The organism is Rathayibacter sp. Leaf296, from assembly GCF_001423045.1.
Taxonomy (GTDB): domain Bacteria; phylum Actinomycetota; class Actinomycetes; order Actinomycetales; family Microbacteriaceae; genus Rathayibacter; species Rathayibacter caricis.
Genome location: NZ_LMNR01000002.1, coordinates 1,091,242 through 1,114,149, shown reverse-complemented (window position 1 = coordinate 1,114,149; position 22,908 = coordinate 1,091,242). Strand labels below are relative to the sequence as shown.

Below are 22,908 nucleotides of genomic sequence, written 5' to 3'. Positions count from 1 at the left end.
GAAAAAGCAAGACCGCCCCGACGGAGGACCGCATGACGACGACCACCGACCCCGGGACCCCGGGTCCTCCGACGACCGGCACGATCTACGACATCGCCCGCGTGGCAGGGGTCTCGCACGCCTCCGTCAGCCGCTACATGCGCGGCCTCGACATGCGGCCCTCGACGAAGCAGAAGATCGAGGCCGCACTCACGACGATCCGCTACCGGCCGAACCTCAGCGCACGGGCGCTCATCTCGGGGCGGTCGATGCGGATCGGGGCGCTGACGCACGAGGTGAGCCAGGTCGGGCCGAACCGCATCATCCAGGCCGCGACGAGCGCCGCGCGCGACGCCGGCTACCTCCTCGACGTCGTGACCCTCGACATGGCAGACCCCGCGGAGCTGCAGGACGCCCTCCAGCTGCTCACCCGGCACGACCTCGCCGGGCTCCTGGCCTTCGCGTCGACGGACGGCGTGCGCGAGGTGTTCGAGCACACCGACTTCGGCGTCCCCGTCGTCATCGCCGCGGAGGAGGAGGCCGACGGAGCGACGCTCGCCGCGTCCGGTCACGGCGTCGTCGAGCTCGTCGACCACCTCGTTGCGCTGGGGCACCGGGAGTTCGTCCACATCGCCGGCCCTGCCGCCTGGTCGGCCGCCCGGAACCGGTTGCGCGCGGTCGACGCGGCGCTCGAGCGGCACGGCCTGCCCCCGGCCCGCATCCTGCACGGCGACTGGTCGGCGCGCTCCGGATTCGAGGCGATCGCCGCCCTCGAGCGCCTGCCGACGGCGATCCTCGCCGGGAACGATCAGATGGCGCTGGGCGCGCTGCACGCCCTCGATGCACGCGGCGCGTCGGTCCCCGGCGACGTCAGCGTGACGGGCGTCGACGACACTCCCGAGGCGGCCTACTTCACGCCCGCCCTGACGACGCTCCGGCTCGACTTCGAGGCGCAGGGGAGGGAGGCGCTGCAGGCGCTCCTGGACCGGATCGATGATCCGGCCGCAGCCGATCGAGCGGGCGCGCCCCGTCCCTCGCTCGTCGTGCGCGCCTCGACCGGCCCGGCCCGCTGACGCGGCGTCAGCGCGGCGCGGGCCCGGAGGAGCGCCGCGGGACGAGCTCGGAGGCGAGCGTCACGTGCGGTGCGGCGTCGACCCCGTCGATCAGCGCGAGCAGCTCGCCGAGCGCCGAGCGGCCCTGACCGGCGAAGTCGACCCGGAGGGTCGTCAGCGGCGGCACGAGGTAGGCCGCCTCCGGGATGTCGTCGACGCCGGTCACGCTGACGTCCTCCGGCACGCGCAGCCCGCGGTCGGTGAGTGCGAGGACCGCTCCGAGGGCCATCTGGTCGTTCGCGGCCACGATCGCCGTCGCGCGGAGCTCGTCGAGGCCGCGGATGAGCTCGTAGCCGGAGCGGGCCGACCAGTCGCCCTCGAGCACCGCCGTCGAGTGCAGGCCGTGCCGGGTCACGGCGCTCTCGTAGGCCTTCCGGCGGTTGCGCGCGGCCGACCAGGTCGGCGGGCCCGCCAGGTGCAGGAACTCGCGGTGGCCCAGGTCGGCGAGGTGCGCGACGAGGGCCGGGAAGCCCTGAGTGGTCAGCTGCGACGGAGAGCCGGTCGCGTCGTCGTCCTCCTCGACGGCCAGGTGCGCGGGGACGCGGAAGCGGGTCGTGCGGAAGGCGCGGGTCATCTCGTCGGTCGAGGCGAGGGCGAGGACGCCGGCGAGCTCGTGCTGGGTGACCAGGTCGAGCGCCTCCTCGATCGCGGCGGAGTCGCTCATGTCGAGCGAGACGATGTCGAGGACGTAGCCGGCCTCGCGGGCGGCGGTGCTCGCTCCCTGCAGGATCTTGCTCGGCCCGACCTGGTCGATCTCGTGGGTGAGGGCGCCGATGCGGTGCGAGCGCCGGGCGCGCAGCGAGCGAGCGGTGAGGTTGGGGCGGTAGTCGAGCTCGGCGAGCGCGGCCTCGACCCGCGAGCGGGTGGCGGGCCGGATGCCCTCGAAGCCCTGCAGGAACCGCGTGACCGTCTGGTGCGACACTCCGGCAACGCGGGCCACGTCGTAGATCGTCGCCTGCTTCGCGGGCGCACGCGCGGGAAGTGATTCCTCCGCCATGGACTTCCCCCTCCGAGCACCGGTGCCGGGCCGATGTCGATCCAGTGTGGCGCGGAGGCTTGTGCTCCCGGCCACTGTTGTCGATAACATGGACGAAGCCGCGTGAAGTGATCGACAACATCGCGCGGCGAGGGACTCAGGGGCGAGGACCGGGCCGGCAACGACTCGAGCTCCGCCTCGTCCGCCAGCCACGACCGAAGGAACGAGAACGATGAGGTTCACCACGACGTCCCGGCGCTCCGGGATGCTGCTCGGAGCAGTGGCGGTCGCCGCCGCGCTGCTCGCGGGCCCGACGATCACCGCCCAGGCCTACGTGCCGCAGGGAGGGATCCTTTACCAGCTCGATCCCGACGCACCGTGTCTGAAGGGCCGCGGCAACTGCGCCGTCTACCCCAAGTCCGTCCAGCTGCCCAGCGGGAGGATCCTCGCAGCGTTCGAGAAGTCGACCGTCGTGGCGTCGTCCCAGGGGGCGACCGGCCAGACCATGCCGGTCTACCGCAGCGACGACGACGGCACCTCGTGGCAGCCGCTGTCCGAGGTGAAGGCCCCCGCCTACCTGTCCACGGACCCCCGGTACGCGAAGTACACGAGCAACTGGACCAATCCGAACCTCTACGTGCTGCCGCAGGCCGTGGGCGACCTCGCTGCCGGCACCCTCCTGCTGGCGACCGTCGTCACCGGCGAGGACGAGTACTACAAGGAGCGCAAGGCGGCCGACCCGAACTGGCTGCCGTCGAACGACGGCGACCGCCGCGACGTCGCCCTCGCGCTCTACTCCTCCGCCGACGAGGGAGCGACCTGGTCGATCCGGAACATCATCGCGACCGGCGGGTGGCAGGGCGGCAGCGCCGGGGCGATCGGGACGAACGTGGCCGCGGCGAACGCGACCCGCCAGGTCGATCCGCTGTGGGAGCCGCACCTCGACGTGCACGACGGCAAGCTCGTCGCCTACTACTCGGACGAGAACGACTACCTCGGCTACAACGCCGCGACCGGCGAGGCGATCGTGGACCCCGCGAACGCGACGGCTCCCGACTCGACGGGCCAGATCCTGGCGCACCGCACCTGGGACGGCCGCGCCGCCTCCTCGTGGAGCCCGACGATCCTCGACGTCCCGGGGCTGACGGTGGACCGCGGGAACGGCAAGACCCAGATCGGCGGAGGCCGCCCCGGCATGACCACCGTCGCTCCCACCACGGACGGCAAGTACATTCTGACCTTCGAGTACTTCGGCGGCGGCGACGGCGTCCACTACAAGATCGCCGACGACCCGCTGCGCTTCCGCGACGCCGGATCGCCCAACGGCGAGAACATCACGGCACTACCGCGCGATCCCGGATCCCGCCCGCACGGCACCGGCGGCAGCCCCGTCCTCATCACGCTGCCCGACGGCCGCATCCTCTACAACGCGGCTGACAGCGGCAGCATCTGGGTGAACGAGTCCGGCCGCAGCGACGGCGCCTGGACCGAGTTCCAGACCCCGCTCCCCGCCGGCTACAGCCGCAACATGCAGTACGTCGCGGGCACCGGCCGCGTCGTGATCCTCTCGGCGACCTGGGGTGGGCCGGGCACGCAGGCCACCGTGCGCAACGGCGAGGTCGACCTCGGCCGCTCGCAGGGCGCCTACTACCAGCTCGTGAACCGCAAGACCGGTCAGGTCCTCGGAACGGGAGGCAACACGAACGACGACAACATCGGCAACGCCGACGTGCCGAGCGTCGCGTCCGAGGCCGCCGGATCGGCGTCGAACCCGGACACGCAGTACTGGCACCTGACCCGCAAGGCCGACGGAGCACTGACCCTGCTCAACAAGGCGGGTGGGCGCGAGGCCGCGATCTGGGGCGGCGGTGCCAGTGCTGGGCAGCGCATCGGGCAGTGGATCGACAACAGCGCTCCCGGTCTCTGGAACACCGTTCCCGGGCAGGACGGCTTCGTCCGCTTCCAGTCGACCCGCAACAGCGGGCTCTACCTCTCCGCGGGGACCGCGAACGCTCCCGCCACGTTGCAGGCGTCGGCCACGGACGGTTCCCAGGACTGGCGGCTCGTTCAGCAGGCGCCCGTCCCCGCCCAGCTGGACGACCGCACCCGCCTCGCCGCCCTCGTCGGCGACGCTCCGGTCGTTCCCGGAGCGACCATCCCGCTCGACGCGCGTCAGACGGCGCGCAACGGCTCGCCCCTGCACGCCGGGACGACCGGTCGCGCCTACTCCGTGACGGCCGCAGGCGCCGTGGCGGACCTCGGTCCGGTGGCGTTCGACGCCGACCAGCGCGGCAGCACGACGCTGCCGTCGACGACCGGCGCCGGGTCGGTGCGCATCGCCGTGCAGTTCGACTCCGGTCCGCTCGTCTGGGACTCCGTCACCGTGCAGGCCGCGGCGACACAGGTCGACTACACGACGACCGCCTCCACCCGCTGCATCTCGGGCAGGGCCGTCCTCACCACGACGGTGCGCAACGACGAGGCCGTACCGCTGGCCGTGGCCGTGTCGACGGCGTACGGGAGCAAGTCGGCCGCGGCAGTCGCTCCCTCCCAGAGCACGACCTCGGCCTTCACCACGCGCCTGAAGACCCTGCCTGCAGGCGAGGTGAGCGTGACTGGGACCGCAGTGATCGAGGGGCGGAGCGTCTCCAGCACCACCGTCACCGCCTACTCCGCTCGGAGCTGCTGAGGTCGGGAGCGGATCGATGTGCCCGAGCGGGTCGGGCACGAGCAGGACGGCCGCCGGCAGGAGCATGCTCCCCGGCGGCCGTCCGTCGTGAGCGGGCTGCTCCCTCCCGCCGACCTAGGCGACGGCGGCGGCCCCGCGCAAGGGCTGGCTCGCCCCGGCGGCGGCTGGTCGAGTGGACCCATGCAGGAAATCACCTACGCGTCCAAGTGCATCGTGACCACGGACGCGGTCGCCGACGCGCTCCTCGAACTGGTCACCGCGATCAACCGCCACGACCACTCCGAGGCCGTCACCGTGCCGGCGTTCACCGACGAGGGCGAGCTCATCGACGCGCGGATGACCCTCGACGCGAGCAGCGAGCTCGTCGCGGTGCCCGTCGAGCTCGACATCGACCAGGATCCGTCGGTGTCCGACGTCCTCGAGGCCGCGGTCGCCGACCTGCGCAAGCGCATCGCCAAGAATCGCCCCGACGACTCCTTCGTCGCGCACCCGATCGCCCTGCCGCTCGCCGACCGCGAGACGATCGACTTCGACGACTTCTGAGTCCGGCTCCTCGCCTGAACGGTGCCCGCGCGACTCCCGCCGTTCACCGCCCGTCCCTAGCCTGACGAGCATGGCGATGACCGGAATCGTGCCTGCCCCCGTCCGACGACGTCGGCCGTCGATCCTGCTGGCCGCGCTCTCGGTGGTGGTCGGCGTCCTGCTGCTGGCGCACGCGGCGGTGCAGGGGATCGGCGCGGCGGTCTTCTGGCGGCCCTGCTGGTCCCAGGGGTACGAGAGCGCGGCGTGCTCGTTCCTGCAGTACGAGGCGACGACGCCGCTGGAGCTCCTCCCGTTCTGGCTGTGGTTCGCGGAGGTGCTGCTCGCCCTCGTCGTGATCGGCGCTTCGGTCGCCGCAGGCAGGCGGCTCGGCACCGCGGGCCTCGCGCTCGTCGCCGTGCTGGCGTCGAGTGTGCTGATCGACCTCGTCTTCACTCCGGCGATCAACGGCGGCCACACCTCCGCCGACGAGCCGCCGGGCGCCGGGCTGATCGGCGCCGCCTTCCTCGTGGTCGCGGGGGCGCTGATGTTCCGCGTCGCGACCCCGTACCGCCGCCCGCGCATCTGACAGCCGCTGCACACGTCCCTATTCGATCAGCGGAGGGAGGCCCGGCATCGACCGCCGTTCACGACGGATGGGCGATGCGCGAGCGCACGTCGCCGGCGAACCGTCGCGAACGGCCGCCCCTCAGCCTCCCGGACGGCCTTCCGTGACGGATGAGCGGCTGTACCCGAGGAGAGCTGCGACGGAACCTCAGCCAGGAGCACCCGTCAGCCACCCTCGTGGCCGAGGAGCACTCTCGGCCAAGATTCCGCGCGCCCACGTCTCGCGGAAGGCCGAATCCAGACGATCCGTCAGGAGATCCCGTAGCTGAAGTCCAGGTCGTACCCCTGCTGGTCGCCCTCCCAGGAGAACTCGACCGGGGCGTCGGGGTGCTCCTCCAGGCGCACGCTGCTCGAAGGGGTGATCAGCGCGTGCACGACTCCGCGGTTCAGCGACGGGAAGCCGACCCAGCGTCCGACGCTCGAGACGCCGTCCAGCAGCGCCGAGCGCAGTGCGTCCAGGTCGATCTCGGGTGCGAGCGTGTAGTCGAAGCCGTCGAGCGTCAACCGCGTCACAGCCATCCAGGTCCTCCTCCGGTCCGTAGTCACGGTAGGTCGGAGAGGGGCCGGCGACGAGACGGTTGACATCTCCCCACCCGGGTACGGCGCGACGGAGGAGCGCTCTCAGCGACGCGCGGCGTCGAGCAGCTCGCGTGCCTCGGTGCTCTCGGGGAACTGCTGCAGGACCCGCTCGAGATCGCGTCGCGCCGGCGCTCGCCGCCCGTCCGAGAGGTGCGTGCTGGCGCGCTCGAGCAGGGCCTCGGCGCGCAGCTCGAACGGGCGGGCGGTGGTCACGTTGGGCCGCACGACCTTGTCGAAGGCGTCGAGCGCGCTCTCGATCAGCCCGAGTTCGCGCAGGGCGACTCCGCGGCGGATGAGGGCGGCCGCCGACGCCGCATCGACGTTCACGATCCGGGAGGTCGTCTGCGCGAGGTCCGACCAGCGACGGCGAGCGGAGTAGAGCGCCGTCAGGCTCGACGCGGCGAGCGTGGACGGCGCCAGGGCCTCCACCGCGGCGGCGGCGCCCGCGGGATCCTCCGCCGCGGCGAGCTCCGCGAAGAGCAGCCGCAGCGACTCCGTCTCGAGCGGCACCGTGACGTCGAGCCCCGCGCTGAGCGGGAGGCGGACGGAGAGCGAGATCCCGTAGCGGCTGAGGAACGGGTCCTTGCCCGGGTCGTAGCGGTTGCGCACCAGCCAGCCCGAGAGCCGCAGCGCCCGCTCGTCGTCCGGCCGGTCCAGGGCGTCGCGCACCAGCTCGATCACGGCGGCCAGTCGCGCCCCCTCGGGCGCGGCGGCGGTCGCGGCGTGCAGCTCGGGAGCGGGGGCGCCGGCGCGGACGAGGCGGATGAGCGCCGCCTCCCACGGCTGCGCGAGAGCGGAGGGGCGCACCAGGCCGGGGCCGGACGGCATCGAGATCGCGGTCGAGATCCGCGTGCGGCGGGGCCCGCGGGCCAGCGAGAGGTCGCTGACCGGCTGCAGTCGGGCCCGTCCGAGCGCCCGGAGCGGCCCGTCCTGGCGGAATCCGACTGCCACTGCGACCCTCCCGCGCTCCGCGGTGCGCCCGACCCCCGGGTGCTCCGAAGTGCCGAGTTTACGCGCTCCGGATGGACGTTTCCCCCCGAACGGGGAGTCTTTGTGGTGTCGCGGAACGAAGGACGGTGCGGGGCCCGATTTCCCGCCCGCCGACAGGAACGCGGCCGCCCGTACCGTGCCGCCGCCGACCGCGTCAGCGCTTCGCCGGAAGGCGACCGGGTCGTCGTCGCCAGGAGAGCACCGCGTGGGCCAGAAGGCCGCCCACGGCCGCGCCGAGGGTGTTCGTGATGCCGTCACTCGTGTCGCAGGCGCGGCCGATGGCCGGCACCACGGCCTGGACGAGCTCGATGACCGCGGACAGCGCGCTCGCTCCGATGATCGCCGCCGCCGGTCGCCGCCAGTGCACTCCTGCGAGGAACGCGACCGGCACGAACAGCAGGATGTTCGCCATCGACTCCACGGCGGTCGGTGTGAGAGTCGGCCACTCGACCGCGCAGGCGACCATCGGTCCGGTTCGGCCGTTCTCCGGGTAGAGCGTCAGCGCTGCGACGGCGACGAGCGCTGCGGAGAGCAGCACGGCGGTCGCCCGCGGTCGCGCGACGAGCACTCGACCCGCGAAGGGTGCTATCACGATCACGCCGACGAGGACGGCGAACGCGAGCCACGGCACGGTGACGAGCAGGGTCGAGAGCATCGGTCGACACTACAGGCGCGTCGTCGAAGCCAGGCGTCGGAGGTGGTCCTCACCGGTGCCGCTCGTCCCCTCGCGTGATCCACTGGGCCCTATGAGGCCGACGCGCATCCGATCAGCGGCGGCGGTGCTGCTCGGGCTCGGCACCGCGCTCGGCGTGAGCGGCTGTGCCGGAGTGGGATCCCGCTCCGCTGCGTCATGCGCGATGCCGACGGTCGAGCTCCGCGAATCCTCCCTCCATCCCGGAGGTGTCGTCGGACTCGAGGCCGACTTCGTCTGGGAGACGTGCGAGGACACCGGCGGCACGAGCCGCGCCGCGTCGGACGTCACGGTCACCATCACCCCGTCCGCGACCGGTGAGGAGATCGTGCTCGCTCGGCCGGTTCCGGAGGGGGATCGATGGACCGTCAGCGGCTCCTTCGACCTCCCCGCCGACCTGGCTCTCGGGCCCGCTGTGCTCGCGGTGCGGACCCGCACCGGCGACCGGATCGACGCTGAGCTGGCGATCGACGTCACCGCTCCTCCCACCTGAGGCGTGTCGGCGGGCGTCCGGGCTTCCTGCGGAGTGACGCCTGGTTCCGCGGCCGCCCCGGGGCGAGGACGGGCGCCGTCGGCGAGGAGAGCTCAGGACGGGGCCGGCCGTCGGGGGCCGGTCGTCTCGGCAGCGGCGATCCCCGGATCCTTCCGGCCCCGGCCGCTCCGGAGCGTGACGACGCCCAGCCCGAGGAAGACGACGAGGGTGGCCGCGATCGCCGGGTCGGTCAGGGGTCGCAGCGACAGGATCGTCGTGAAGTCGGCCGCGGCGTGCAGCAGGATCAGCGGGAGGACCCAGCGGTAGCGGTACTGGAACGCGGCGAGAGCGAATCCGTAGCACGCGGACACGAGCACGTTCAGGGCGATGTCGTCGGCCGTGCGGGTCGTGGTCGCGAACGCCGAGAAGTGCTGGAGCCCGAACAGCGCGGCGGTGATCGTCACGGCGGCGGGCGCTGCGAACGAGGAGCGCAGCCGCTCGAGCACGACGACCCGGCTGATCAGCTCCTCGTTGACGCCGACGAGCAGCAGAGTGAGCGCCCACAGGCCGAAGCCCGGTGCGCGGTCCTCGAGCCCGCCGGTCGTCCACGCGAGCACTTCGAGGAGGAGGGGCACGAGGAGGAGAAGCGCCGTCCGACCGCGCCACGCGACGAGGATCCCGCTCGTGCGCCACAGCCGCCGCCAGGTCACGAGTGCCGCCGCGAACGCGACGCACGCGACGTTCGCGGTCAGGCCGAGGTACCAGCCGGGCACACCGATCGCGGCCGCCGCAGCGAGCGCGCCCGTGATGGCGCCGAACCGTGCGAGATGCACGGCGACGCCGAAGAGGACGGCCCGGGTCCGATCATCCGCCATGTCGCGCACGCTAGCAGCGCGTCACCGACGAGCGGCAGGGCTCTCGGCGTCCCGCTCCGGGCTGTTCCGAGAGGGGATCGTCGACCGGTAAGAAGTCGCGAAGCCGTGCTTCGGTCAGCGATCGAGTTCGATCGTCGCGAAACCACTCGTCGACCTCATCGACATCCCCGTCTGACCGACCCGACGGGGTGCTGCTTCTCTCTCCGGTGCAGGCGCGCCGCCCGTCGCACGAAGTACACGGTTCCGCAGATCGCGATCGCTGCCCACGAGAGAGACTGCCACTGCCCGAGAAGGACGTTCAGCAGGAACGCGATCGAGAGGGATGCGCACGCGGCGCCGAACACCACGCAGATCCACACCTTCGTGAAGAGACGGTTCATGTCCGCACCCTAGCCTCGGCGCACGTGTCGGCACGCTTCGGCCGGTGAGCGGTCTGCGTGCGGCACTGAGCCGTTTCCCTCCGGAACGGCACTGTCCCGTCGGATGCCCGCGTCAGGCACGCGCGTGAGAGGGGGTACCCGATCGAGGGATGGTCGGAGCCGGATCCGGCGACGATCGCCCGTCACACCGGGCGCAGCGCGGAGCGGACCACGACGACTCCGGTACCGAACTCCCGATCGAGGTCGGCCTGGATCGAGCCGTCGTCGTAGACGACGACTGCGTGGACGATGCCGTCCCACTCCACCGCGTCCAGGTGGTTCGCATCCTCGGACCGGCGTGTCCGGAGGTTCTCGAGCGCCCGCGCGAGGGTCTCGGAGTCGGCCGAGCCGACCGACGAGGCGAACGGGTCCTCCTGATCGACTCCGGACTGGTCACCCACCGCGAACGGCCGAGTGAGGGTGATCGCGGACCCGTCCCACGTGCCGTACAGAGTTCCGTCGAACCAGCGCGTCCCGCTCGTCTCGGGCACCTCGGGTAGTGCGTCCCAGTCCAAGCCGATCAGAGTGACCGTGTCTCCGGAGCACCGAGGAGGCGCCGACTCCATCACCGCGGAGAGGCACAGCAGCGGCACCCCCGAACCCGGACCGGACTCGATCACCGATCCGGACCCGATCAGCTCCCCGGGAGACGATGACCCGGACCCTCCTGAACCGCATCCCGCCACGGTGAGCATGATGACCCCCAGACCTGCCAGACCCCACGAACGCCGCCCCATGAGCTCATCCTCTCAGCAGGCGTGAGCGGCCTGAGGATCCCCGTCCGACGACCGGTCCTTCGGTGGCGCGATCGATCTGAGGCGGTCGGCGCGGCGCTGAACCCCCTGTCGTTCACTCGCCGGCCCGACAGTGGCGAGGTGCAGGCGCTCTCCATCAGAACCTCCGCGGTGATCGCGACTGTCGCCACCCTCCTCGCCCTCGTCGCCGGCCTCCTCCTCGACGGGTCCACACTCGCGTGCAACGAGCCGATCCCTCCCCAGTGCATCGGGTTCCACGTCGCCTGGCCGGCTCTCCTCCCCGTCGCACTCCTCACCCTCGTTCTCGCGTTCGCGGCGGTGGGGCTCAGCGGGCGCTCCCGTTCTCGCTGGGCGCGCCTGCTGATCGTCGTCGCCTTCGCCGGCGGGGTCACCAGCTGGGTCCTGGCACTGCGCACCGCTGTCGTCCTCGGCTGAGAACTGCGAGTTCCGGCGTTCTGCAGCGGCATTGCGGCGCCGCTGCGTATCGCGCCTAGCCGAGGAGCTCGGTCCGGATCCGAGCGGCGACAGCCTCTCGGAGGGGACGGACGTTCTCGGCGCTCCAGTCGGTCGGATCGGGGAACCTCCATTCCAGGAACCGGCCGGTCGGGGTCGCGGGCAGGGTGAGGCCGGGCTTCATCGCAACGACGATGTCCGCGGTGTCGAGGTCTTCGACGGTGACGGCGCGGGGGGTGCGGTCGCTGATGTCGAGGCCGAGCTCCGCGACGGTGGAGGCGATCGCAGGGTTCACCGTGTCCGCGGGCGACAGCCCGGCGGAGGTGGCGGTGTAGCGGTCGCCGCCGAGGACTTCGAGCAGGCCGGCGCCGAGTTGGGAGCGGCCGGCGTTGTGCTGGCAGAGGAAGAGGACGGTGGGCTTCTGAGTCATGCGGGGTTGCTGCTTCCGGTGTTCGTGCGGGTCCAGGTCTGGGCGGCGATCTGCACGGCGTCCCAGGGGGAGCCGAGCGGGGGAGTGTAGGAGAGGTCGAGGTCGGAGACCTGCTCGACGGTGAGTTCGGCGAACAGGGCGGTCGCATAGGTGTCGACGCGCTTCGCCGTCTCGGTGCCGAGGCGGCCGACGAGCTGAGCGCCGAGCAGGCGCCCGTCGCGGGTGTCGCCGGTGATGCGGATCGTGATGGGCTGCGCGCCCGGGTAGTAGCGCTTGTGGTCGTCCGCGACCGCGGTCGTCGTCGCCGGAGCGAATCCGGCGGCGAGGGCCTCGTGCTTGCGCAGGCCGGTGCGGGAGGCGACGAGGTCGAAGACCTTCACGACCTGCGTGCCGACAGAGCCGGCGAACCGGGCGTCGCCGCCGAGGGCGTTCTCGCCCGCGACGCGGCCCTGCTTGTGCGCGGTCGTGCCCAGCGGCAGGTAGGTGCTGCCGAGCAGGCGGTGGTGGGTGGTCACTCCGTCGCCTGCCGCGAACACGTGCGGCAGGCCTGTGCGCATGGCCTCGTCGACGACGACGGCGCGGCCGGCGCCGAGGGAGGCTCCGGCGCGGGCGAGGAGGTCGGTGTTCGGCTTCACTCCGACGACCAGGAGCACGACGTCGGCGGTGCGGGTGAGGGGTGTGCCGTCGTGGTCGGCGTGCACGGCGAGGCCGGTGGTGGTCTTCTCGATCGAGGCGACGGTGGTGCGGGTGAGGACGTCGACGCCGTGCTGGTCGAGCTCGGTGTGGACGAGGGCGCCGAGTTCGGGGTCGAGGGTGGAGAGCACCTCCGGGCCGCGCTGCAGCTGGGTGACGCGGAGGCCGCGGACGGTCAGGGCTTCGGCCATCTCGAGGCCGACGTAGCCGGCGCCGACGATGATCGCGGTCTGCGGGTCGCGGCTGTCGAGGTAGCGCTCGAGGGCGAAGGTGTCTCCCATCGAGTGCAGCACGTGCACGCCGTCCTCCGGCCCCAGCTCGTCCACACCGACGATCCCGGCGGAGGACGCGAGGGCGCCGGTTCCGACGATCAGCTCGTCGTACCCGATCCGGTCGAGCGTCCCGTGCGGGGTGCGGACGGTGAGCTGCTGTCCGGCGACGTCGATGTCGGTCGCGAAGGTGTCCAGGCGCAGGCTCATGCCGGTGGCTTCGAGGTCGGCGTGGGTGCGGTGCGCGAGCGACTGCCACGGCTGCACCTCTCGGGAGAAGTAGTACGGGATCCCGCAGATCGAGAAGTTCGGGTAGGAGTCGGCGACGACGACGGTCACGTCGACGGACGGGTCGAGCTCGCGGGCGCGCAGCGCGGCGGAGATCCCCGCGTCGCTGCCGCCGATGGCGACGAGATGCATCAGAAGGCCTTTCGGATCAGACGTGCGACGAGGTCGAGGCGGCCGGGACCACGAGGCTCCCGGCGGCCCGGGCGGCGCCCGGGAAGAGGAACACGGCGATTCCGACGCCGATCGCGGCGCCGGCGAGCTGCGCGGCGACGAAGGGCAGGACGGAGGTGGGGGCGATGCCGGCGAAGGTGTCGGTGACGACGCGGCCGAGGGTCACGGCGGGGTTCGCGAACGAGGTCGAGGACGTGAACCAGTACGCCGCACCGATGTACGCGCCGACCGCGGCGGCCGCGAGCGGGCCGCGGTTCGTGCGAGCGAGGGAGAGGATCACGAGGACCAGGCCCGCGGTGGCGACGACCTCCCCGAGCAGGTGCCCGGCGGTGACGCGCTCGGTCGTCGCGATCGCGGTCGGGACCTCGAACATCGCGTTCGCGAGGACCGCTCCGCCGATCCCGCCGAGCAGCTGCGCGCCGAGGAACACCGCCAGCTCACGGCCCGACAGGCCGGAGCGGTCGCGGCGACCGAGGAGCGCGTCGACGGCGGAGACGAGCGGGTTGAAGTGCGCCCCCGACACGGGGCCGAAGACGAGGATCAGCACCGCGAGTCCCAGAGCGGTCGCGAGGGAGTTCTCCAGCAGTTGCAGGCCGACGTCGTCCGGGGAGAGGGTCTGCGCGGCGATGCCGGAGCCGACGACGATCGCCACGAGCAGGCCCGTGCCGAGGAACTCGGCCACGGCCCGACGAGCGAGCGGAGGAGGGGAGGTGGTGTCCATGTCGTTCGCCATCTTGACCGCTCGCGATCACTCAGTCAAGATTGAGTCAATGAACACCGAGCGAACCGAACTGGAAGCGCGTGCCGCCCGGCACGCGGCCCTCAGTGACCCCGCACGCCTGCGGATCACCGACCTGCTCACCCTCGGAGACCTAGCGCCGCGAGAGCTGCAGGACCGGCTCGGGATGCCCTCGAACCTCGTCGCGCACCACCTCGCTGTGCTCGAGCGGGAGGGCATGATCCTCCGACGCCGTTCGGAGGCGGACCGGCGCCGGAGCTACGTGCACCTGATCCCGGGCGCGTTCGATCAGCTCGGGCCGTCGACCACCGCTGCAGCGCGGCGCGTGCTGTTCGTGTGCACCGCGAACTCCGCCCGATCCCGACTCGCTGCGCAGCTCTGGGCGCAGCGCAGCCCCATCCCCGCCGCCTCTGCCGGCACCCACCCGGCCATCGCGGTGGCCGCCGGAGCGATCGCCGCCGCCGAACGTCACGGCCTCCCGCTGCCCATCGGCGCCCCCCAGCAGTTCGCCGACGTCGCCGTCGACACCGACCTCATCGTCACCGTCTGCGACGCCGCCCATGAGGAGCTCGGCTCGGAGGCGCTGCACTGGTCGATCCCCGATCCGGTGCCCGCCGGCACGGACGCCGCGTTCGATGCCGCCTACGACGAGCTCGCCGCGCGCGTCGACGCTCTCGCGGCGAGGGTCACGGCCGCCTGATCAGACGCGGGTGAGCATGCCTGCGAGGGAGTCGAGCGCGCCGGGGACGAGGGAGAAGTACGCCCACGTGCCGCGCTTCTCGCGGGTCGCGCTTGCGTGGTCGGTAGCGAAGCAGCAGTCGGTGTTGCATCGGACGCCGACGCCTCCTCGCCAGTCGACGAGCAGTCCAGGTCGCTCGGCACTGCTCGCGGTGCTCCCTGGTTGTGCTCGGTGGCGGAGGGGCATGAGGCTGTTCGGGTGAGTGGACTCGCTGCTGTTCTCGTCATCGACATGCAAGTCGGTGTGCTTGGAGACTTCCATGACGCGCCGGGGGTGTCAGCGCGGTGCGCGGCACTCGTCGATCGTGCTCGATCGGGCGCGATCCAGCGTCGCGCCTCACGACCACATGACGGTCTCCTCGCAGACGCTTCAGATCGCGACGCCGCAGTAGTCACTCCCGGACATCGACCAGTGAAGGAGGCGCCATGGGCGTTGCGCGGTCTCCGCTCGTTCCCCCTCGCGCTGCGACACCCCGCGACGCCGGCGAACTCGTGCGGCTACGCCATGCGATGTTCCGAGACATGGCGAGCACAGGTTCAGCAGCACGACCGCAGACGGTCGAGGACACCGGCTGGTACGCCGCCGCGGAACGCGACCTAGCGGCTCGACTGGAGGACGGTTCCCTCGCCGCGTTCGTCCTCGACGATCCCCACTCCGGTTCCCCTCGTCTGGTCGGCTGCGCAGTCGCCCACCTGATCAGGCGCTTGCCCGGGCCCGGTTTCCCCACGGGCCTCGCGGGCGAGCTCTCGAACGTCTACGTCGAGCTCCCTCACCGCAGAGCCGGGCGCGGCCGAGAACTCGTCCTCGCCGCCCTGCGCTGGCTCGACGTCGCCGGTTGTGAGGTCGTCGACCTTCACGCGACACCGGACTCCGAGCGGATCTACCGAGCCCTGGGCTTCGATGCTCCGGCATCACAGGCGATGAGACGCCTCCACCCTGCGGGCTCTCTCGTCGCGACGAGCCTCGACTCACCGGTCACCTCTTGACTCGCGCGGGTCGCCGGTCCACCGTCGGAACACCGCACTCATCGGTGAGAGAGAGGAATCCGACTGTGGGACGAATCAGCGCGACCGAGAGCGTCAGCCTCGACGGCGTCCTGCAGGGCCCCGGGCGCCCGGACGAGGACACCCGCGGAGGCTTCGCTCACGGAGGGTGGGGGAACGGCTACCAGGACGAGGTGTCGATGTCGTTCATGGCCGAGGGGATGACGGGCGAGGGGGCGATGCTCTTCGGGCGCCGCACCTACGAGGACCTGCTCGGCTACTGGACCACGACCGCGGAACCCAACCCGTTCACCGACCTGCTCACCCGGGCGCCGAAGTACGTGGTGTCCCGCTCCGCCGAGACGGAGCTGGGGTATCCGAACTCGACGCTGCTCGCCGGCGACGCGGTGCAGACGGTCGCCGCGCTGCGCGACTCCTTCGACGGAGACCTCACCGTCCTCGGGAGCGGCGAGCTCGTCCGCGCCCTTCACCGCGCGGGTCTGATCGACGAGTACGTCCTGCAGATCCACCCGATCGTGCTCGGCTCCGGGCAGCCCCTTTTCGGCGACTCCGACCGAGGGTCTCTGACACTGCAGCGCAGCGTCGCGACCACGACCGGGGTGCTGATCGCTCAGTACCTCGTCGAGTACTGACAGTCCCGTCTCTCGGTCTCGGCGCCCTCCTGGAGGTCCACGAAGCTCGCTCGTCAGGAGCGGCAGACGGTGCAGTCAGGCCGGCCGTCCGACGAGTGGGCGCCCGGAGGTCGTGAGCGCTAACCGTGCACGGACGGCCGGTAGGTCAGGGCGACGGTCTTCCCGTCGAGTGTGCGGGTCTCGAGCAGCTCGAGGTCGTAGTCGGCCAGGCCCGCGTAGATCGGGCTGACCCCGGTGCGGCCGGTGATGACGGGGAAGACGGTCACCTCGATGCGGTCCACGAGTCCCGCGGCGAGCAGCGACCAGTTCAGGGACAGGCTGGCTTGAGAGCGCAGCGGCAGGTCCGACGTCTCCTTCAGCCGTCCGATGATCTCCACCGCATCACCCGACTCGATCGTCGCGTCGGGCCAGCCCAGCGTGTCGTGCAGTGTCGAGGAGACGACGGTGGCGGGCATCGCGTGCAACCGGCGGTTCCACTCGTCGAGAGCGTTCGGGTCGACGCCCGCAGCGAAGATCCCCGCGACCTCGCGGAAGGTCTTCGCCCCGTAGACCATGCGCAGCGGCTCGGCGAAGAGCCCTGCCCGCCACTCGAGCAGCTCCGGGTCCTGCTTCGACCAGTAGCCGCCCCAGTCCGCGCCGTCCGGGCCGGTGTCGTAGGACCCGTAGCCGTCGAGGGTGGCGAACACGTCCCACGTGTAGGTGGCGGTCATCCGCTGCTCGCGTCGTAGCGGAGCCGGACGAGCTCGGATCCGGGAAGCACGACGGCGTCGAGGAGGGTGAGGCCGGGATGCGGTGCCCCGGAGTAGAGGGGAGAGCCTCCGCCGGCGAGTCCGGCTCCGACGAGGACGATCAGCTCGTCGACGAGGCCCTGCTCGAGGAGCGGGTTCCAGGTCGTTCCGCTGCCGAACATCAGGAGGTCGCGACCGCCGGCCGACTTGAGCGCGCGGATCTCGGCGGGCGCGTTCTCGCGCGGGACGATCCGGGTGGTGGCGGCCCAGGGCGCGTCGGGATCGGGAGTGAGGGAGTCGCTGATGACGACGGAGTCGAGGGTCGTGACGAGGTGGGCGATCTCGCGGTCGCGGTCGTTCGCGCAGTCGTCGGCGGCCACGGCGCTCCAGCTGTCCCAGTTGTTCCGGAACCAGCGGCTCCCGTAGACGAGGGTGCCCGCCTGTCTCAGCAGTTCGAGGTTGTGGTCGTTGAAGGCGTCCTCGAACGGGAGCGTCGAGAGGTCGTGCTCGGGACCCTCGTAGTAGCCGTCGAGGGAGGTGAGGACGGAGACGACGAGTCTGCTCATGCGCCGACGCTAGCGAGTCCGGCCCGCCCGGTTCCAGTGCCCGATCAACCTCCGTGCTCGCGCGTGGAGCGGACCTGGATGCGCGCTTCGCCGATCCTGGTGAAGGCGACCGTCATCCACTCGCCCCAGCCGCCGTCCGGCCGACGCGTCTCCCACCGAGCGGTCATCGCGTCCGGAGCGTCGAACGTCAGGGTCGCTCGCGCGCTCTCGTTCCCGCTGCGGTACGTTCCGTCGGCGTCGAACCGGCCCCGGGCGTGCTCGATGCTCCCGTCCGCCTCGAACGAGGTCTGATCGAAGGAGCGCGGCGTACCGGGATGCGGGGTGAAGATCTCGAGCGCCTCCCTGCGGGCGCCGAGCATCTCGACGTCGACGCGGTGGACGAGGTGCCGCTCGCCCGGGAACCACTCGTAGACGTCCCAGCCGTGCCACCGCTCGCCGTCGTGCTCGCCGCCGTCGACGATCCGGCCCTCGGATCGCCACGTTCCGGTGAACCGGTCCAGGAGGTCGTGGAGTTCGCTCATGGATTCAGGATGCCCAGGGTCCTGGTCGTCGGCAACGCCGGTCATGCCGGGCGATGTCCCTCGGACAGGTGGCGCCAACTGCGGAGTCCGCCGTAGCGTCGACGCATGGAGATCGACGGCGGGATCGTGGTGAGGAACGCGGTCGCGAGCGATGCGCCGCGGCTGGGCGAGGTCTTCGATGCGGCGGTGCTCGACGGGTGGACCCATCTCGAGCGCATCGAGGAGATCGTGCCGATGTTCCCTCCGGCGTTCTGGGTCGAGGCCGTGGCCGAGACGGGTTCGGCGGACGTGCTGCTCGTGGCCGAGCTCGACGGCCGCGTCGTCGGATACTCCGGGACCCACGGTGACGACGGCGAGCTGTACGTCCTCTTCGTCCATCCCGCCGCCGGCGGGCGCGGGATCGGGCGGCGGCTGCTCGAGGCCGCGGAGGCGGATCTGCGCGCTCGCGGCCGGGACGAGGTGTTCCTGTGGACCCACGACGCCGATACCCGTGCTCAGCACGTGTACGCCGCTGCCGGCTACACGCCTACCGGAGCGCGGCGGAATGGCGAGATCCACGGCCGCCGCTACGTCGAGGTCGAGCTGCGCAAACCGCTGATCGCCTCGAACGCGTAGTCCTGACGTCGATTCCTGCTGGATCGCGGACGTGACAGGTGCCTACGATGCGGGCATGAGCATCGCGAAGCCTCCCGTCGTCTCCGCGTCCGAGTGGGACTCCTCCGTCGCCGCCCTCAGAGAGCAGGAGGAGCGACTGGCCGCCGTGCTCGAGGAGACCGCCGCGGCGCGCAAGCGGATGCCGATGGTCCTCGTCGAGGACGAGTACCTGTTCGAGAGCCCGGAGGGTGTCGTCCGGCTGATCGACCTGTTCGAGGGGCGCAGCCAGCTGATCCTCTACCGCTTCTTCTTCGAGGAGGGAGTCGCGGGCTGGCCCGACGCGGGGTGCGCGGGCTGCTCGTCCTGGGCCGACGGTGTCGGCGACCTCGGACTCGTCCACGCGCACGACGTCACCTTCGCCATGGCGTCCCCCGCCGAGCAGTCGCAGCTCGCGGCGTACAAGACGCGCATGGGCTGGGACGACATCCCCTGGTACACGATCCGGACACCCTCCTTCACGAGCGACTTCGGGGCGACGGAGTGGTTCGCGCTCAACGTCTTCCTCCGCGACGGCGACACGGTCTACCGCACGTACTTCCTCCAGAACGGAACCGTGGTCGGCGGCATCGGCAGCGTCAACAGCCTCCTCTCGCTCACGCCGTACGGGAGTCAGATGGAGGGGGAGGACGTTCCCGACGGGTGGCCGCAGGCGCCGCACGCGTTCTGGATGCGTCGGCACGACGAGTACACGGAACCCGCCCCTTCCGCTGTCACCGGTCCCTCCGAGAGCTGAACCGGGCGGGCGATCCAGGCGCGGATCGACGGACTCACGCGGAGGGGACCAGGCCCCGTCAGGGTTCGAGAGAGGCCAGGCCCTGCCCGGTAGTCGGATCCCAGGGGATGGACTCGTGGTCGTGGACGATCCGCCACCGACCGTCGATCTTCTTCCAGACCAGCGTGGCACGCACCCACATCGAGACCTCGTCGCCCGAGTGCAGGGTCCCGGTGACGTGATAGAGGAAGGCCGTCGCGCCGACGCTCCCGTCCACGTCGATCCGGAGATCGTGCACCTCGTAGCCGTACCCGTCGAACCAGGCCCGCGTCTGCTCCGCCACCTGATCCGATCCGCGGAGGCGCAGGGGAGGCAGGACGTTGAACGCGAGGACCTCCGGGTCCTGCGCATCGGCGAGGTACTGCGCATCGCGGGACGCGATCGCGTGCACCCTCTCGTCGATGAGGGTCCGGAGTTCCGCTGCCGCAGTGTTCTCAGTCACGTCTCCAGGCTGGCACCGGACGAGGCGCGCGCCAAGAGGTGATCGACGGCGCTCCTCGGCCGCCATCCCTCCGATGGAGCAGCCCTACGCGACGAAGGGCTCGGCCGGAGGTGACCGAACCCCTCTCGTCCGAGTTGCTCGCGCACTCAGCTGAAGGGATCCGACTCACTCTCGATGGTGAACTTCGACATCTGCATGCCGACCAGCTCCACGTCGAGCTCAGGTGGATCGGCGATGGCGCGGAAAGCCGTCAGAGCCTCTTCGTTCTCCCAACGCTCGTAGTTGTCGACCCTCCCGGGCTCGAACGGGTCCGCGGTGATCGCAAGGTCGAGACATCCTGGCGTCCTCCGTGCCCGCTCGACGAGACCGCGGAACGCCTCGACGTCAGCGTCGCGTTGCGTCGCATCGACGGAGTAGTGGCCGGCGATGATCAGCATCTCGACGACTCGGTCGGGTCTTGTGACATCGCCATCCCACAAGCGTGACGATCGAGCGCGAATGTGGCAAGAGCTCGTGGGAGCCGCTTGCACGTGACTCGATAGCGTGAGCGCCCGCGCCGACTCCCGATCAAGCCCACCGACGGCACTGAGCACGATGAGGATCTTGTGAGCCGGCTCACGAGTACCGTGCCCCGCGCTCCAGAGAGGTCAGACGATCGGCCTTCGGCGGGCTCCTCGTGGAGGGCGCGTACGTCGATGCGGCTGCCGAGTGCTCGAGCACCTGCCCAGGACGCCAACCGCCGGCTGCTGCGCCGCTCGCCCGGCGCGGCTTCGTGAAGGCAGGGTCACCGAGCGCCATGCCCGCGTTGCTGCCCTCGTCGTTCCGAGCGTGCTGATGCGCACATCAGTGGCGAGGCCGATTCATCGGGCGGAGCGCGTCGCACGTCGACTCGCTCCGCCCTTCACGGAACAACGCGGAGACGCGAGATCAGTGGGCTGTAGATCGTCACGCCGGCAGCAGTGAGTGCCTCGCGAAGCTCTGCGTTCGGCTCGCCGCAGACCTCGCCGGTCATGGAGCACACCTCGGAGAGCGACTCCATCACGCGGCCGATGTTGCGCATGTGCTCCAAGCCCGCCGCCGAGTCCCGATAACGCTCGTGCACGAACGCCTCTGTGCCCTCGGCGTTCACGAAGAAGGAGTACTCCACCGTGCCGGTCTCGGCTTCGCGGACGATGTCGACGCACTCCTGGGCGAGCTCCTTGAATCGCTCGAGCCCACCGTCGAAGATCTGGATCCGCGACGTTCCGCGTAACTCCTCGGCGGCAACCCGGCCCTGCTCGGTGGACTGCTGGCCAGGATCGTCGTGGTCGCTGCGGCTCCTCATGGTCGAGAGCGTAGAGGCCGCGGATGCAGGATGCTCCGTGACGAACAACGGTCCTTGCCGGGTTCTCGTCGGAGCCGAGGCGATGTCAGGCTCGGGCGCTGTGCTTCCGCACATGGCCGGCGATCGCCGGCGCCAGCTCGTCCCACGTCGCGGGTGGCGGCGCCTGGTGGCCGACGCCGTCGAGGATCAGCAGGCGCGCGCCGAGCGCCTCCGCGAGTGCCGCGCCGTGCGCCGGTGGGAAGAGCGGGTCGGCCGAACCGTGGACGACGAGCGTCGGCATCTCGCGCAGCACCGAGAGCTCGATCGGAGTCGCGCTCTCCGCGACGAGGAAGTGGTTCGCGGCCGACGCCATCGACGGCGTGCGATCCCAGACCCGGCCGGCGAGATCCCGCAGCGCCTCCTCGTCGAACGCCTCCGGGCCGGCGTAGGGCCGTTCGCTCGAAACGACCCAGTCGATGACGCTGCGCCGATCCGTCCAATCCGGATCGTCGGCCTCCTCCTCGAAAGTGGCCAGGATCTCGGCAGTCGGCGGCGGCAGCTCGCGTCCGACATCGCCCGCCGGGCTGGTCGAGAGCAGCACGAGCGCGTCCACCCTGTCGAGGTGCCGGGCCGCCACGCGCTGCGCCAGGCCGCCACCCATCGAGAGCCCGGCGACCGACGCCGAGCGGACGCCGAACGCGTCGAGCACCGCGATCGCGTCGTCGGCGAGGTCGTCGGCCGTGTAGCCGGGATCCCCGAGCGGGATCGCCGTCGACGCGCCGGTGTCGCGCGGATCGTATCGGAGCACCCGCAGCCCGAGCGTCACGAGCCGGTCGCAGAAGTCGTCGGCCCACCAGTCGCGCGACCAGGTGGCGCCGCCGAGGAGGAGGATCGCCGGGTCGGCGACAGCGCCTCGACTCTGCGCCGCGAGCCGCCCGCCGCGTACCTCGACATCGAGGTCGGTCCACTCCTCAAGCGCGTCCGCGTCGTTCATGCACTCCAGCGTCACACATCGGGCACGCCGTGTCAGCCGATGCTGCGCTAGTCGACTGCGCGCCTGAGCCGCCGTCGATGCTGCGCATCCGAGCGGGCCGTGCTGTTGCGAGTCGGATGCTCATCGCCGAAGACTGAAGGCATGACGATCTCGAACCACGACGACTACATCGCCGCGGCGCCGGAGCGGTTCCGTCCGCTGCTCAGCACGCTGCGCGCACAGCTGGCGCGGACACTGCCGGACGCGCTGGAGGTCATCGAGTACGATATGCCCGGGTTCCGGATAGGGGATTCGATCGTCGCCGGCTACGCCGCCTTCACGAGGCAGTGCGGCCTCTACCTCTCCCCGGGCGCCCTCGCCGCCCACGCTGATGACATCACCGCACTCGGGTTGAAGGCCACCAAGACCGGCATCACCTTCCCGGCGAGCAAGCCCCTCCCCGAGGATCTCGTCGAACGACTCGCTCTCGCCTCGCGCCGGGACGTCGGGCAGTGAGACGTTCGCGATGATGAGCCGGGGATTCGCGCCGCGACGGCGGTCGCCCGTTCGCCGGCGCGTCACCTCACCTGCGGTCGGTTCCCTCGTTGCAGCTCGCACGATCAGGCCGTGCTCGCGACGGCGATCGCGTGTTCACCGAGGAGGCTCAGCTGTGCGTCGTGTTCTCCCGGATCTCCTCGAGGCTGACCTCCGGTGCGCCGCCGGCCGCCGCAGCCGGGTCCATCCAGACGTAGTCCCAGTGGTGGCCGTCCGGGTCGTCGAAGCTCTTGGAGTACATGAACCCGTGGTCCTGGGTGCCGGCGTCCGTCGCGCCCGCGGAGAGGGCCTTG

Annotated in this window: 28 protein-coding genes and 1 pseudogene; 12 read left to right on the top strand and 17 right to left on the bottom strand. The window is 71.2% G+C overall.

The features are described 5' to 3' along the window. The first annotated feature begins 32 nt into the window (after nucleotides 1-32). Nucleotides 33-1,052, top strand: coding sequence for a substrate-binding domain-containing protein (locus ASF46_RS15470; RefSeq protein ID WP_056868364.1), 1,020 nt, complete (start codon nucleotides 33-35; stop codon nucleotides 1,050-1,052). 7 nt (nucleotides 1,053-1,059) lie between these two features. Here ASF46_RS15470 and ASF46_RS15465 read toward each other — a convergent pair whose 3' ends face one another. Next, nucleotides 1,060-2,088, bottom strand: coding sequence for a LacI family DNA-binding transcriptional regulator (locus ASF46_RS15465; RefSeq protein WP_056868363.1), 1,029 nt, complete (start codon nucleotides 2,086-2,088; stop codon nucleotides 1,060-1,062). Between the two features lie 211 nt (nucleotides 2,089-2,299). On the opposite strand from ASF46_RS15465, the gene ASF46_RS15460 reads away from it, so the two are divergent. The 3 genes from ASF46_RS15460 to ASF46_RS15450 all read left to right on the top strand — a co-directional run bounded on the left by ASF46_RS15460 (nucleotide 2,300) and on the right by ASF46_RS15450 (nucleotide 5,864). Then, the gene (locus ASF46_RS15460; RefSeq protein ID WP_200919724.1) at nucleotides 2,300-4,756 is read left to right on the top strand and encodes an RICIN domain-containing protein; all 2,457 of its coding nucleotides are present in this window, start codon (nucleotides 2,300-2,302) and stop codon (nucleotides 4,754-4,756) included. A 180-nt stretch (nucleotides 4,757-4,936) separates the two neighbouring features. After that, complete coding sequence (locus tag ASF46_RS15455) at nucleotides 4,937-5,299, top strand: hypothetical protein (RefSeq protein ID WP_055789542.1); 363 nt, start codon at nucleotides 4,937-4,939, stop codon at nucleotides 5,297-5,299. 70 nt (nucleotides 5,300-5,369) lie between these two features. Continuing rightward, nucleotides 5,370-5,864, top strand: a complete 495-nt coding sequence (locus ASF46_RS15450) for a hypothetical protein (RefSeq protein ID WP_056868362.1) — start codon at nucleotides 5,370-5,372, stop codon at nucleotides 5,862-5,864. 287 nt (nucleotides 5,865-6,151) lie between these two features. Here the strand turns inward: ASF46_RS15450 and ASF46_RS15445 are convergent, their stop codons facing one another. From ASF46_RS15445 to ASF46_RS15435, 3 genes are all read right to left on the bottom strand, one after another. Next, complete coding sequence (locus ASF46_RS15445; protein ID WP_146168347.1) at nucleotides 6,152-6,421, bottom strand: hypothetical protein; 270 nt, start codon at nucleotides 6,419-6,421, stop codon at nucleotides 6,152-6,154. A 102-nt stretch (nucleotides 6,422-6,523) separates the two neighbouring features. Then, on the bottom strand, nucleotides 6,524-7,432 hold the full coding sequence (locus tag ASF46_RS15440) for a tetratricopeptide repeat protein (RefSeq protein WP_056868360.1): 909 nt from the start codon (nucleotides 7,430-7,432) through the stop codon (nucleotides 6,524-6,526). A 193-nt stretch (nucleotides 7,433-7,625) separates the two neighbouring features. After that, complete coding sequence (locus tag ASF46_RS15435) at nucleotides 7,626-8,126, bottom strand: VanZ family protein (RefSeq protein WP_056868359.1); 501 nt, start codon at nucleotides 8,124-8,126, stop codon at nucleotides 7,626-7,628. A 91-nt stretch (nucleotides 8,127-8,217) separates the two neighbouring features. Here ASF46_RS15435 and ASF46_RS15430 point away from each other — a divergent pair, with 91 nt between their 5' ends. Then, entirely contained in the window at nucleotides 8,218-8,655 is a 438-nt protein-coding gene (locus tag ASF46_RS15430; RefSeq protein ID WP_157602597.1) for a hypothetical protein, read from the top strand. Nucleotides 8,656-8,747: 92 nt separating this feature from the next. On the opposite strand, the gene ASF46_RS15425 is transcribed toward ASF46_RS15430, so the two are convergent. Both ASF46_RS15425 and ASF46_RS15415 read right to left on the bottom strand, forming a co-directional pair. Then, nucleotides 8,748-9,509 (bottom strand): CPBP family intramembrane glutamic endopeptidase, encoded by a 762-nt coding sequence (locus ASF46_RS15425; RefSeq protein ID WP_157602594.1) that lies wholly within the window; start codon nucleotides 9,507-9,509, stop codon nucleotides 8,748-8,750. Nucleotides 9,510-10,071: 562 nt separating this feature from the next. After that, complete coding sequence (locus ASF46_RS15415; protein ID WP_157602591.1) at nucleotides 10,072-10,443, bottom strand: hypothetical protein; 372 nt, start codon at nucleotides 10,441-10,443, stop codon at nucleotides 10,072-10,074. A 360-nt stretch (nucleotides 10,444-10,803) separates the two neighbouring features. On the opposite strand from ASF46_RS15415, the gene ASF46_RS15410 reads away from it, so the two are divergent. Next, on the top strand, nucleotides 10,804-11,118 hold the full coding sequence (locus ASF46_RS15410) for a hypothetical protein (RefSeq protein WP_056868354.1): 315 nt from the start codon (nucleotides 10,804-10,806) through the stop codon (nucleotides 11,116-11,118). 55 nt (nucleotides 11,119-11,173) lie between these two features. Here the strand turns inward: ASF46_RS15410 and ASF46_RS15405 are convergent, their stop codons facing one another. The 3 genes from ASF46_RS15405 to ASF46_RS15395 are packed head-to-tail and all read right to left on the bottom strand — an operon-like array spanning nucleotide 11,174 to nucleotide 13,708. After that, nucleotides 11,174-11,566 (bottom strand): low molecular weight phosphatase family protein, encoded by a 393-nt coding sequence (locus ASF46_RS15405; RefSeq protein ID WP_056868353.1) that lies wholly within the window; start codon nucleotides 11,564-11,566, stop codon nucleotides 11,174-11,176. Next, nucleotides 11,563-12,948, bottom strand: coding sequence for an FAD-dependent oxidoreductase (locus ASF46_RS15400; RefSeq protein ID WP_056868352.1), 1,386 nt, complete (start codon nucleotides 12,946-12,948; stop codon nucleotides 11,563-11,565). The genes ASF46_RS15405 and ASF46_RS15400 overlap by 4 nt, the downstream gene beginning before the upstream one ends. A 16-nt stretch (nucleotides 12,949-12,964) precedes the next feature. Next, nucleotides 12,965-13,708 (bottom strand): aquaporin, encoded by a 744-nt coding sequence (locus ASF46_RS15395; RefSeq protein WP_200919723.1) that lies wholly within the window; start codon nucleotides 13,706-13,708, stop codon nucleotides 12,965-12,967. Nucleotides 13,709-13,757: 49 nt separating this feature from the next. On the opposite strand from ASF46_RS15395, the gene ASF46_RS15390 reads away from it, so the two are divergent. The 3 genes from ASF46_RS15390 (at nucleotide 13,758) to ASF46_RS15375 (ending at nucleotide 16,101) form a co-directional block, all read left to right on the top strand. Beyond that, nucleotides 13,758-14,426 (top strand): helix-turn-helix domain-containing protein, encoded by a 669-nt coding sequence (locus ASF46_RS15390; RefSeq protein WP_056868350.1) that lies wholly within the window; start codon nucleotides 13,758-13,760, stop codon nucleotides 14,424-14,426. Between the two features lie 464 nt (nucleotides 14,427-14,890). Further along, nucleotides 14,891-15,451, top strand: a complete 561-nt coding sequence (locus tag ASF46_RS19930) for a GNAT family N-acetyltransferase (protein ID WP_082485543.1) — start codon at nucleotides 14,891-14,893, stop codon at nucleotides 15,449-15,451. Nucleotides 15,452-15,516: 65 nt separating this feature from the next. Further along, nucleotides 15,517-16,101: a dihydrofolate reductase family protein gene (locus tag ASF46_RS15375; protein ID WP_056868347.1), complete on the top strand. Its 585-nt coding sequence runs from the start codon at nucleotides 15,517-15,519 to the stop codon at nucleotides 16,099-16,101. Between the two features lie 119 nt (nucleotides 16,102-16,220). Here the strand turns inward: ASF46_RS15375 and ASF46_RS15370 are convergent, their stop codons facing one another. From ASF46_RS15370 to ASF46_RS19485, 3 genes are read right to left on the bottom strand one after another with little or no spacing between them, the layout of a single operon-like run. Beyond that, nucleotides 16,221-16,811 (bottom strand): dihydrofolate reductase family protein, encoded by a 591-nt coding sequence (locus ASF46_RS15370; protein ID WP_056868346.1) that lies wholly within the window; start codon nucleotides 16,809-16,811, stop codon nucleotides 16,221-16,223. Further along, nucleotides 16,808-17,395 (bottom strand): dihydrofolate reductase family protein, encoded by a 588-nt coding sequence (locus tag ASF46_RS15365; RefSeq protein WP_056868345.1) that lies wholly within the window; start codon nucleotides 17,393-17,395, stop codon nucleotides 16,808-16,810. The genes ASF46_RS15370 and ASF46_RS15365 overlap by 4 nt, the downstream gene beginning before the upstream one ends. A 44-nt stretch (nucleotides 17,396-17,439) precedes the next feature. After that, complete coding sequence (locus ASF46_RS19485) at nucleotides 17,440-17,916, bottom strand: DUF1579 family protein (protein WP_056868344.1); 477 nt, start codon at nucleotides 17,914-17,916, stop codon at nucleotides 17,440-17,442. Between the two features lie 105 nt (nucleotides 17,917-18,021). On the opposite strand from ASF46_RS19485, the gene ASF46_RS19480 reads away from it, so the two are divergent. Further along, the gene (locus ASF46_RS19480; RefSeq protein ID WP_056868343.1) at nucleotides 18,022-18,531 is read left to right on the top strand and encodes a GNAT family N-acetyltransferase; all 510 of its coding nucleotides are present in this window, start codon (nucleotides 18,022-18,024) and stop codon (nucleotides 18,529-18,531) included. 55 nt (nucleotides 18,532-18,586) lie between these two features. Beyond that, complete coding sequence (locus ASF46_RS15350; protein ID WP_056868342.1) at nucleotides 18,587-19,303, top strand: DUF899 family protein; 717 nt, start codon at nucleotides 18,587-18,589, stop codon at nucleotides 19,301-19,303. 58 nt (nucleotides 19,304-19,361) lie between these two features. Here ASF46_RS15350 and ASF46_RS15345 read toward each other — a convergent pair whose 3' ends face one another. The 4 genes from ASF46_RS15345 to ASF46_RS15330 form a co-directional block, all read right to left on the bottom strand. Further along, complete coding sequence (locus ASF46_RS15345) at nucleotides 19,362-19,784, bottom strand: YybH family protein (RefSeq protein WP_056868341.1); 423 nt, start codon at nucleotides 19,782-19,784, stop codon at nucleotides 19,362-19,364. 146 nt (nucleotides 19,785-19,930) lie between these two features. After that, nucleotides 19,931-20,221 (bottom strand): putative quinol monooxygenase, encoded by a 291-nt coding sequence (locus ASF46_RS15340; RefSeq protein ID WP_056868340.1) that lies wholly within the window; start codon nucleotides 20,219-20,221, stop codon nucleotides 19,931-19,933. Between the two features lie 464 nt (nucleotides 20,222-20,685). After that, entirely contained in the window at nucleotides 20,686-21,108 is a 423-nt protein-coding gene (locus ASF46_RS15335) for a putative quinol monooxygenase (protein WP_162240191.1), read from the bottom strand. An 85-nt stretch (nucleotides 21,109-21,193) separates the two neighbouring features. Beyond that, nucleotides 21,194-22,081: an alpha/beta fold hydrolase gene (locus ASF46_RS15330; RefSeq protein WP_056868338.1), complete on the bottom strand. Its 888-nt coding sequence runs from the start codon at nucleotides 22,079-22,081 to the stop codon at nucleotides 21,194-21,196. 141 nt (nucleotides 22,082-22,222) lie between these two features. Between ASF46_RS15330 and ASF46_RS15325 the strand changes: the two genes are divergently transcribed. Next, nucleotides 22,223-22,576, top strand: a complete 354-nt coding sequence (locus tag ASF46_RS15325; RefSeq protein ID WP_056868337.1) for an iron chaperone — start codon at nucleotides 22,223-22,225, stop codon at nucleotides 22,574-22,576. 148 nt (nucleotides 22,577-22,724) lie between these two features. Here the strand turns inward: ASF46_RS15325 and ASF46_RS18915 are convergent. Then, nucleotides 22,725-22,908, bottom strand: a pseudogene (locus tag ASF46_RS18915) (hypothetical protein); the annotation flags it as partial.

Excerpts from the sequence above, each read along its gene's own strand:
- ASF46_RS15325 (WP_056868337.1), top strand. The coding sequence starts at position 22,223 with ATGACGATCTCGAACCACGACGACTACATCGCCGCGGCGCCGGAGCGG.
- ASF46_RS15465 (WP_056868363.1), bottom strand. The coding sequence starts at position 2,088 with ATGGCGGAGGAATCACTTCCCGCGCGTGCGCCCGCGAAGCAGGCGACG.
- ASF46_RS15335 (WP_162240191.1), bottom strand. The coding sequence starts at position 21,108 with ATGAGGAGCCGCAGCGACCACGACGATCCTGGCCAGCAGTCCACCGAG.
- ASF46_RS19930 (WP_082485543.1), top strand. The coding sequence starts at position 14,891 with ATGGGCGTTGCGCGGTCTCCGCTCGTTCCCCCTCGCGCTGCGACACCC.
- ASF46_RS15455 (WP_055789542.1), top strand. The coding sequence starts at position 4,937 with ATGCAGGAAATCACCTACGCGTCCAAGTGCATCGTGACCACGGACGCG.
- ASF46_RS19485 (WP_056868344.1), bottom strand. The coding sequence starts at position 17,916 with ATGAGCGAACTCCACGACCTCCTGGACCGGTTCACCGGAACGTGGCGA.
- ASF46_RS15400 (WP_056868352.1), bottom strand. The coding sequence starts at position 12,948 with ATGCATCTCGTCGCCATCGGCGGCAGCGACGCGGGGATCTCCGCCGCG.
- ASF46_RS15445 (WP_146168347.1), bottom strand. The coding sequence starts at position 6,421 with ATGGCTGTGACGCGGTTGACGCTCGACGGCTTCGACTACACGCTCGCA.
- ASF46_RS15365 (WP_056868345.1), bottom strand. The coding sequence starts at position 17,395 with ATGAGCAGACTCGTCGTCTCCGTCCTCACCTCCCTCGACGGCTACTAC.
- ASF46_RS15460 (WP_200919724.1), top strand. The coding sequence starts at position 2,300 with ATGAGGTTCACCACGACGTCCCGGCGCTCCGGGATGCTGCTCGGAGCA.
- ASF46_RS15450 (WP_056868362.1), top strand. The coding sequence starts at position 5,370 with ATGGCGATGACCGGAATCGTGCCTGCCCCCGTCCGACGACGTCGGCCG.
- ASF46_RS15425 (WP_157602594.1), bottom strand. The coding sequence starts at position 9,509 with ATGGCGGATGATCGGACCCGGGCCGTCCTCTTCGGCGTCGCCGTGCAT.
- ASF46_RS15390 (WP_056868350.1), top strand. The coding sequence starts at position 13,758 with ATGAACACCGAGCGAACCGAACTGGAAGCGCGTGCCGCCCGGCACGCG.
- ASF46_RS15370 (WP_056868346.1), bottom strand. The coding sequence starts at position 16,811 with ATGACCGCCACCTACACGTGGGACGTGTTCGCCACCCTCGACGGCTAC.
- ASF46_RS15350 (WP_056868342.1), top strand. The coding sequence starts at position 18,587 with ATGAGCATCGCGAAGCCTCCCGTCGTCTCCGCGTCCGAGTGGGACTCC.
- ASF46_RS15395 (WP_200919723.1), bottom strand. The coding sequence starts at position 13,708 with ATGGACACCACCTCCCCTCCTCCGCTCGCTCGTCGGGCCGTGGCCGAG.
- ASF46_RS15470 (WP_056868364.1), top strand. The coding sequence starts at position 33 with ATGACGACGACCACCGACCCCGGGACCCCGGGTCCTCCGACGACCGGC.
- ASF46_RS15430 (WP_157602597.1), top strand. The coding sequence starts at position 8,218 with ATGAGGCCGACGCGCATCCGATCAGCGGCGGCGGTGCTGCTCGGGCTC.
- ASF46_RS19480 (WP_056868343.1), top strand. The coding sequence starts at position 18,022 with ATGGAGATCGACGGCGGGATCGTGGTGAGGAACGCGGTCGCGAGCGAT.
- ASF46_RS15340 (WP_056868340.1), bottom strand. The coding sequence starts at position 20,221 with ATGCTGATCATCGCCGGCCACTACTCCGTCGATGCGACGCAACGCGAC.
- ASF46_RS15405 (WP_056868353.1), bottom strand. The coding sequence starts at position 11,566 with ATGACTCAGAAGCCCACCGTCCTCTTCCTCTGCCAGCACAACGCCGGC.
- ASF46_RS15330 (WP_056868338.1), bottom strand. The coding sequence starts at position 22,081 with ATGAACGACGCGGACGCGCTTGAGGAGTGGACCGACCTCGATGTCGAG.
- ASF46_RS15435 (WP_056868359.1), bottom strand. The coding sequence starts at position 8,126 with ATGCTCTCGACCCTGCTCGTCACCGTGCCGTGGCTCGCGTTCGCCGTC.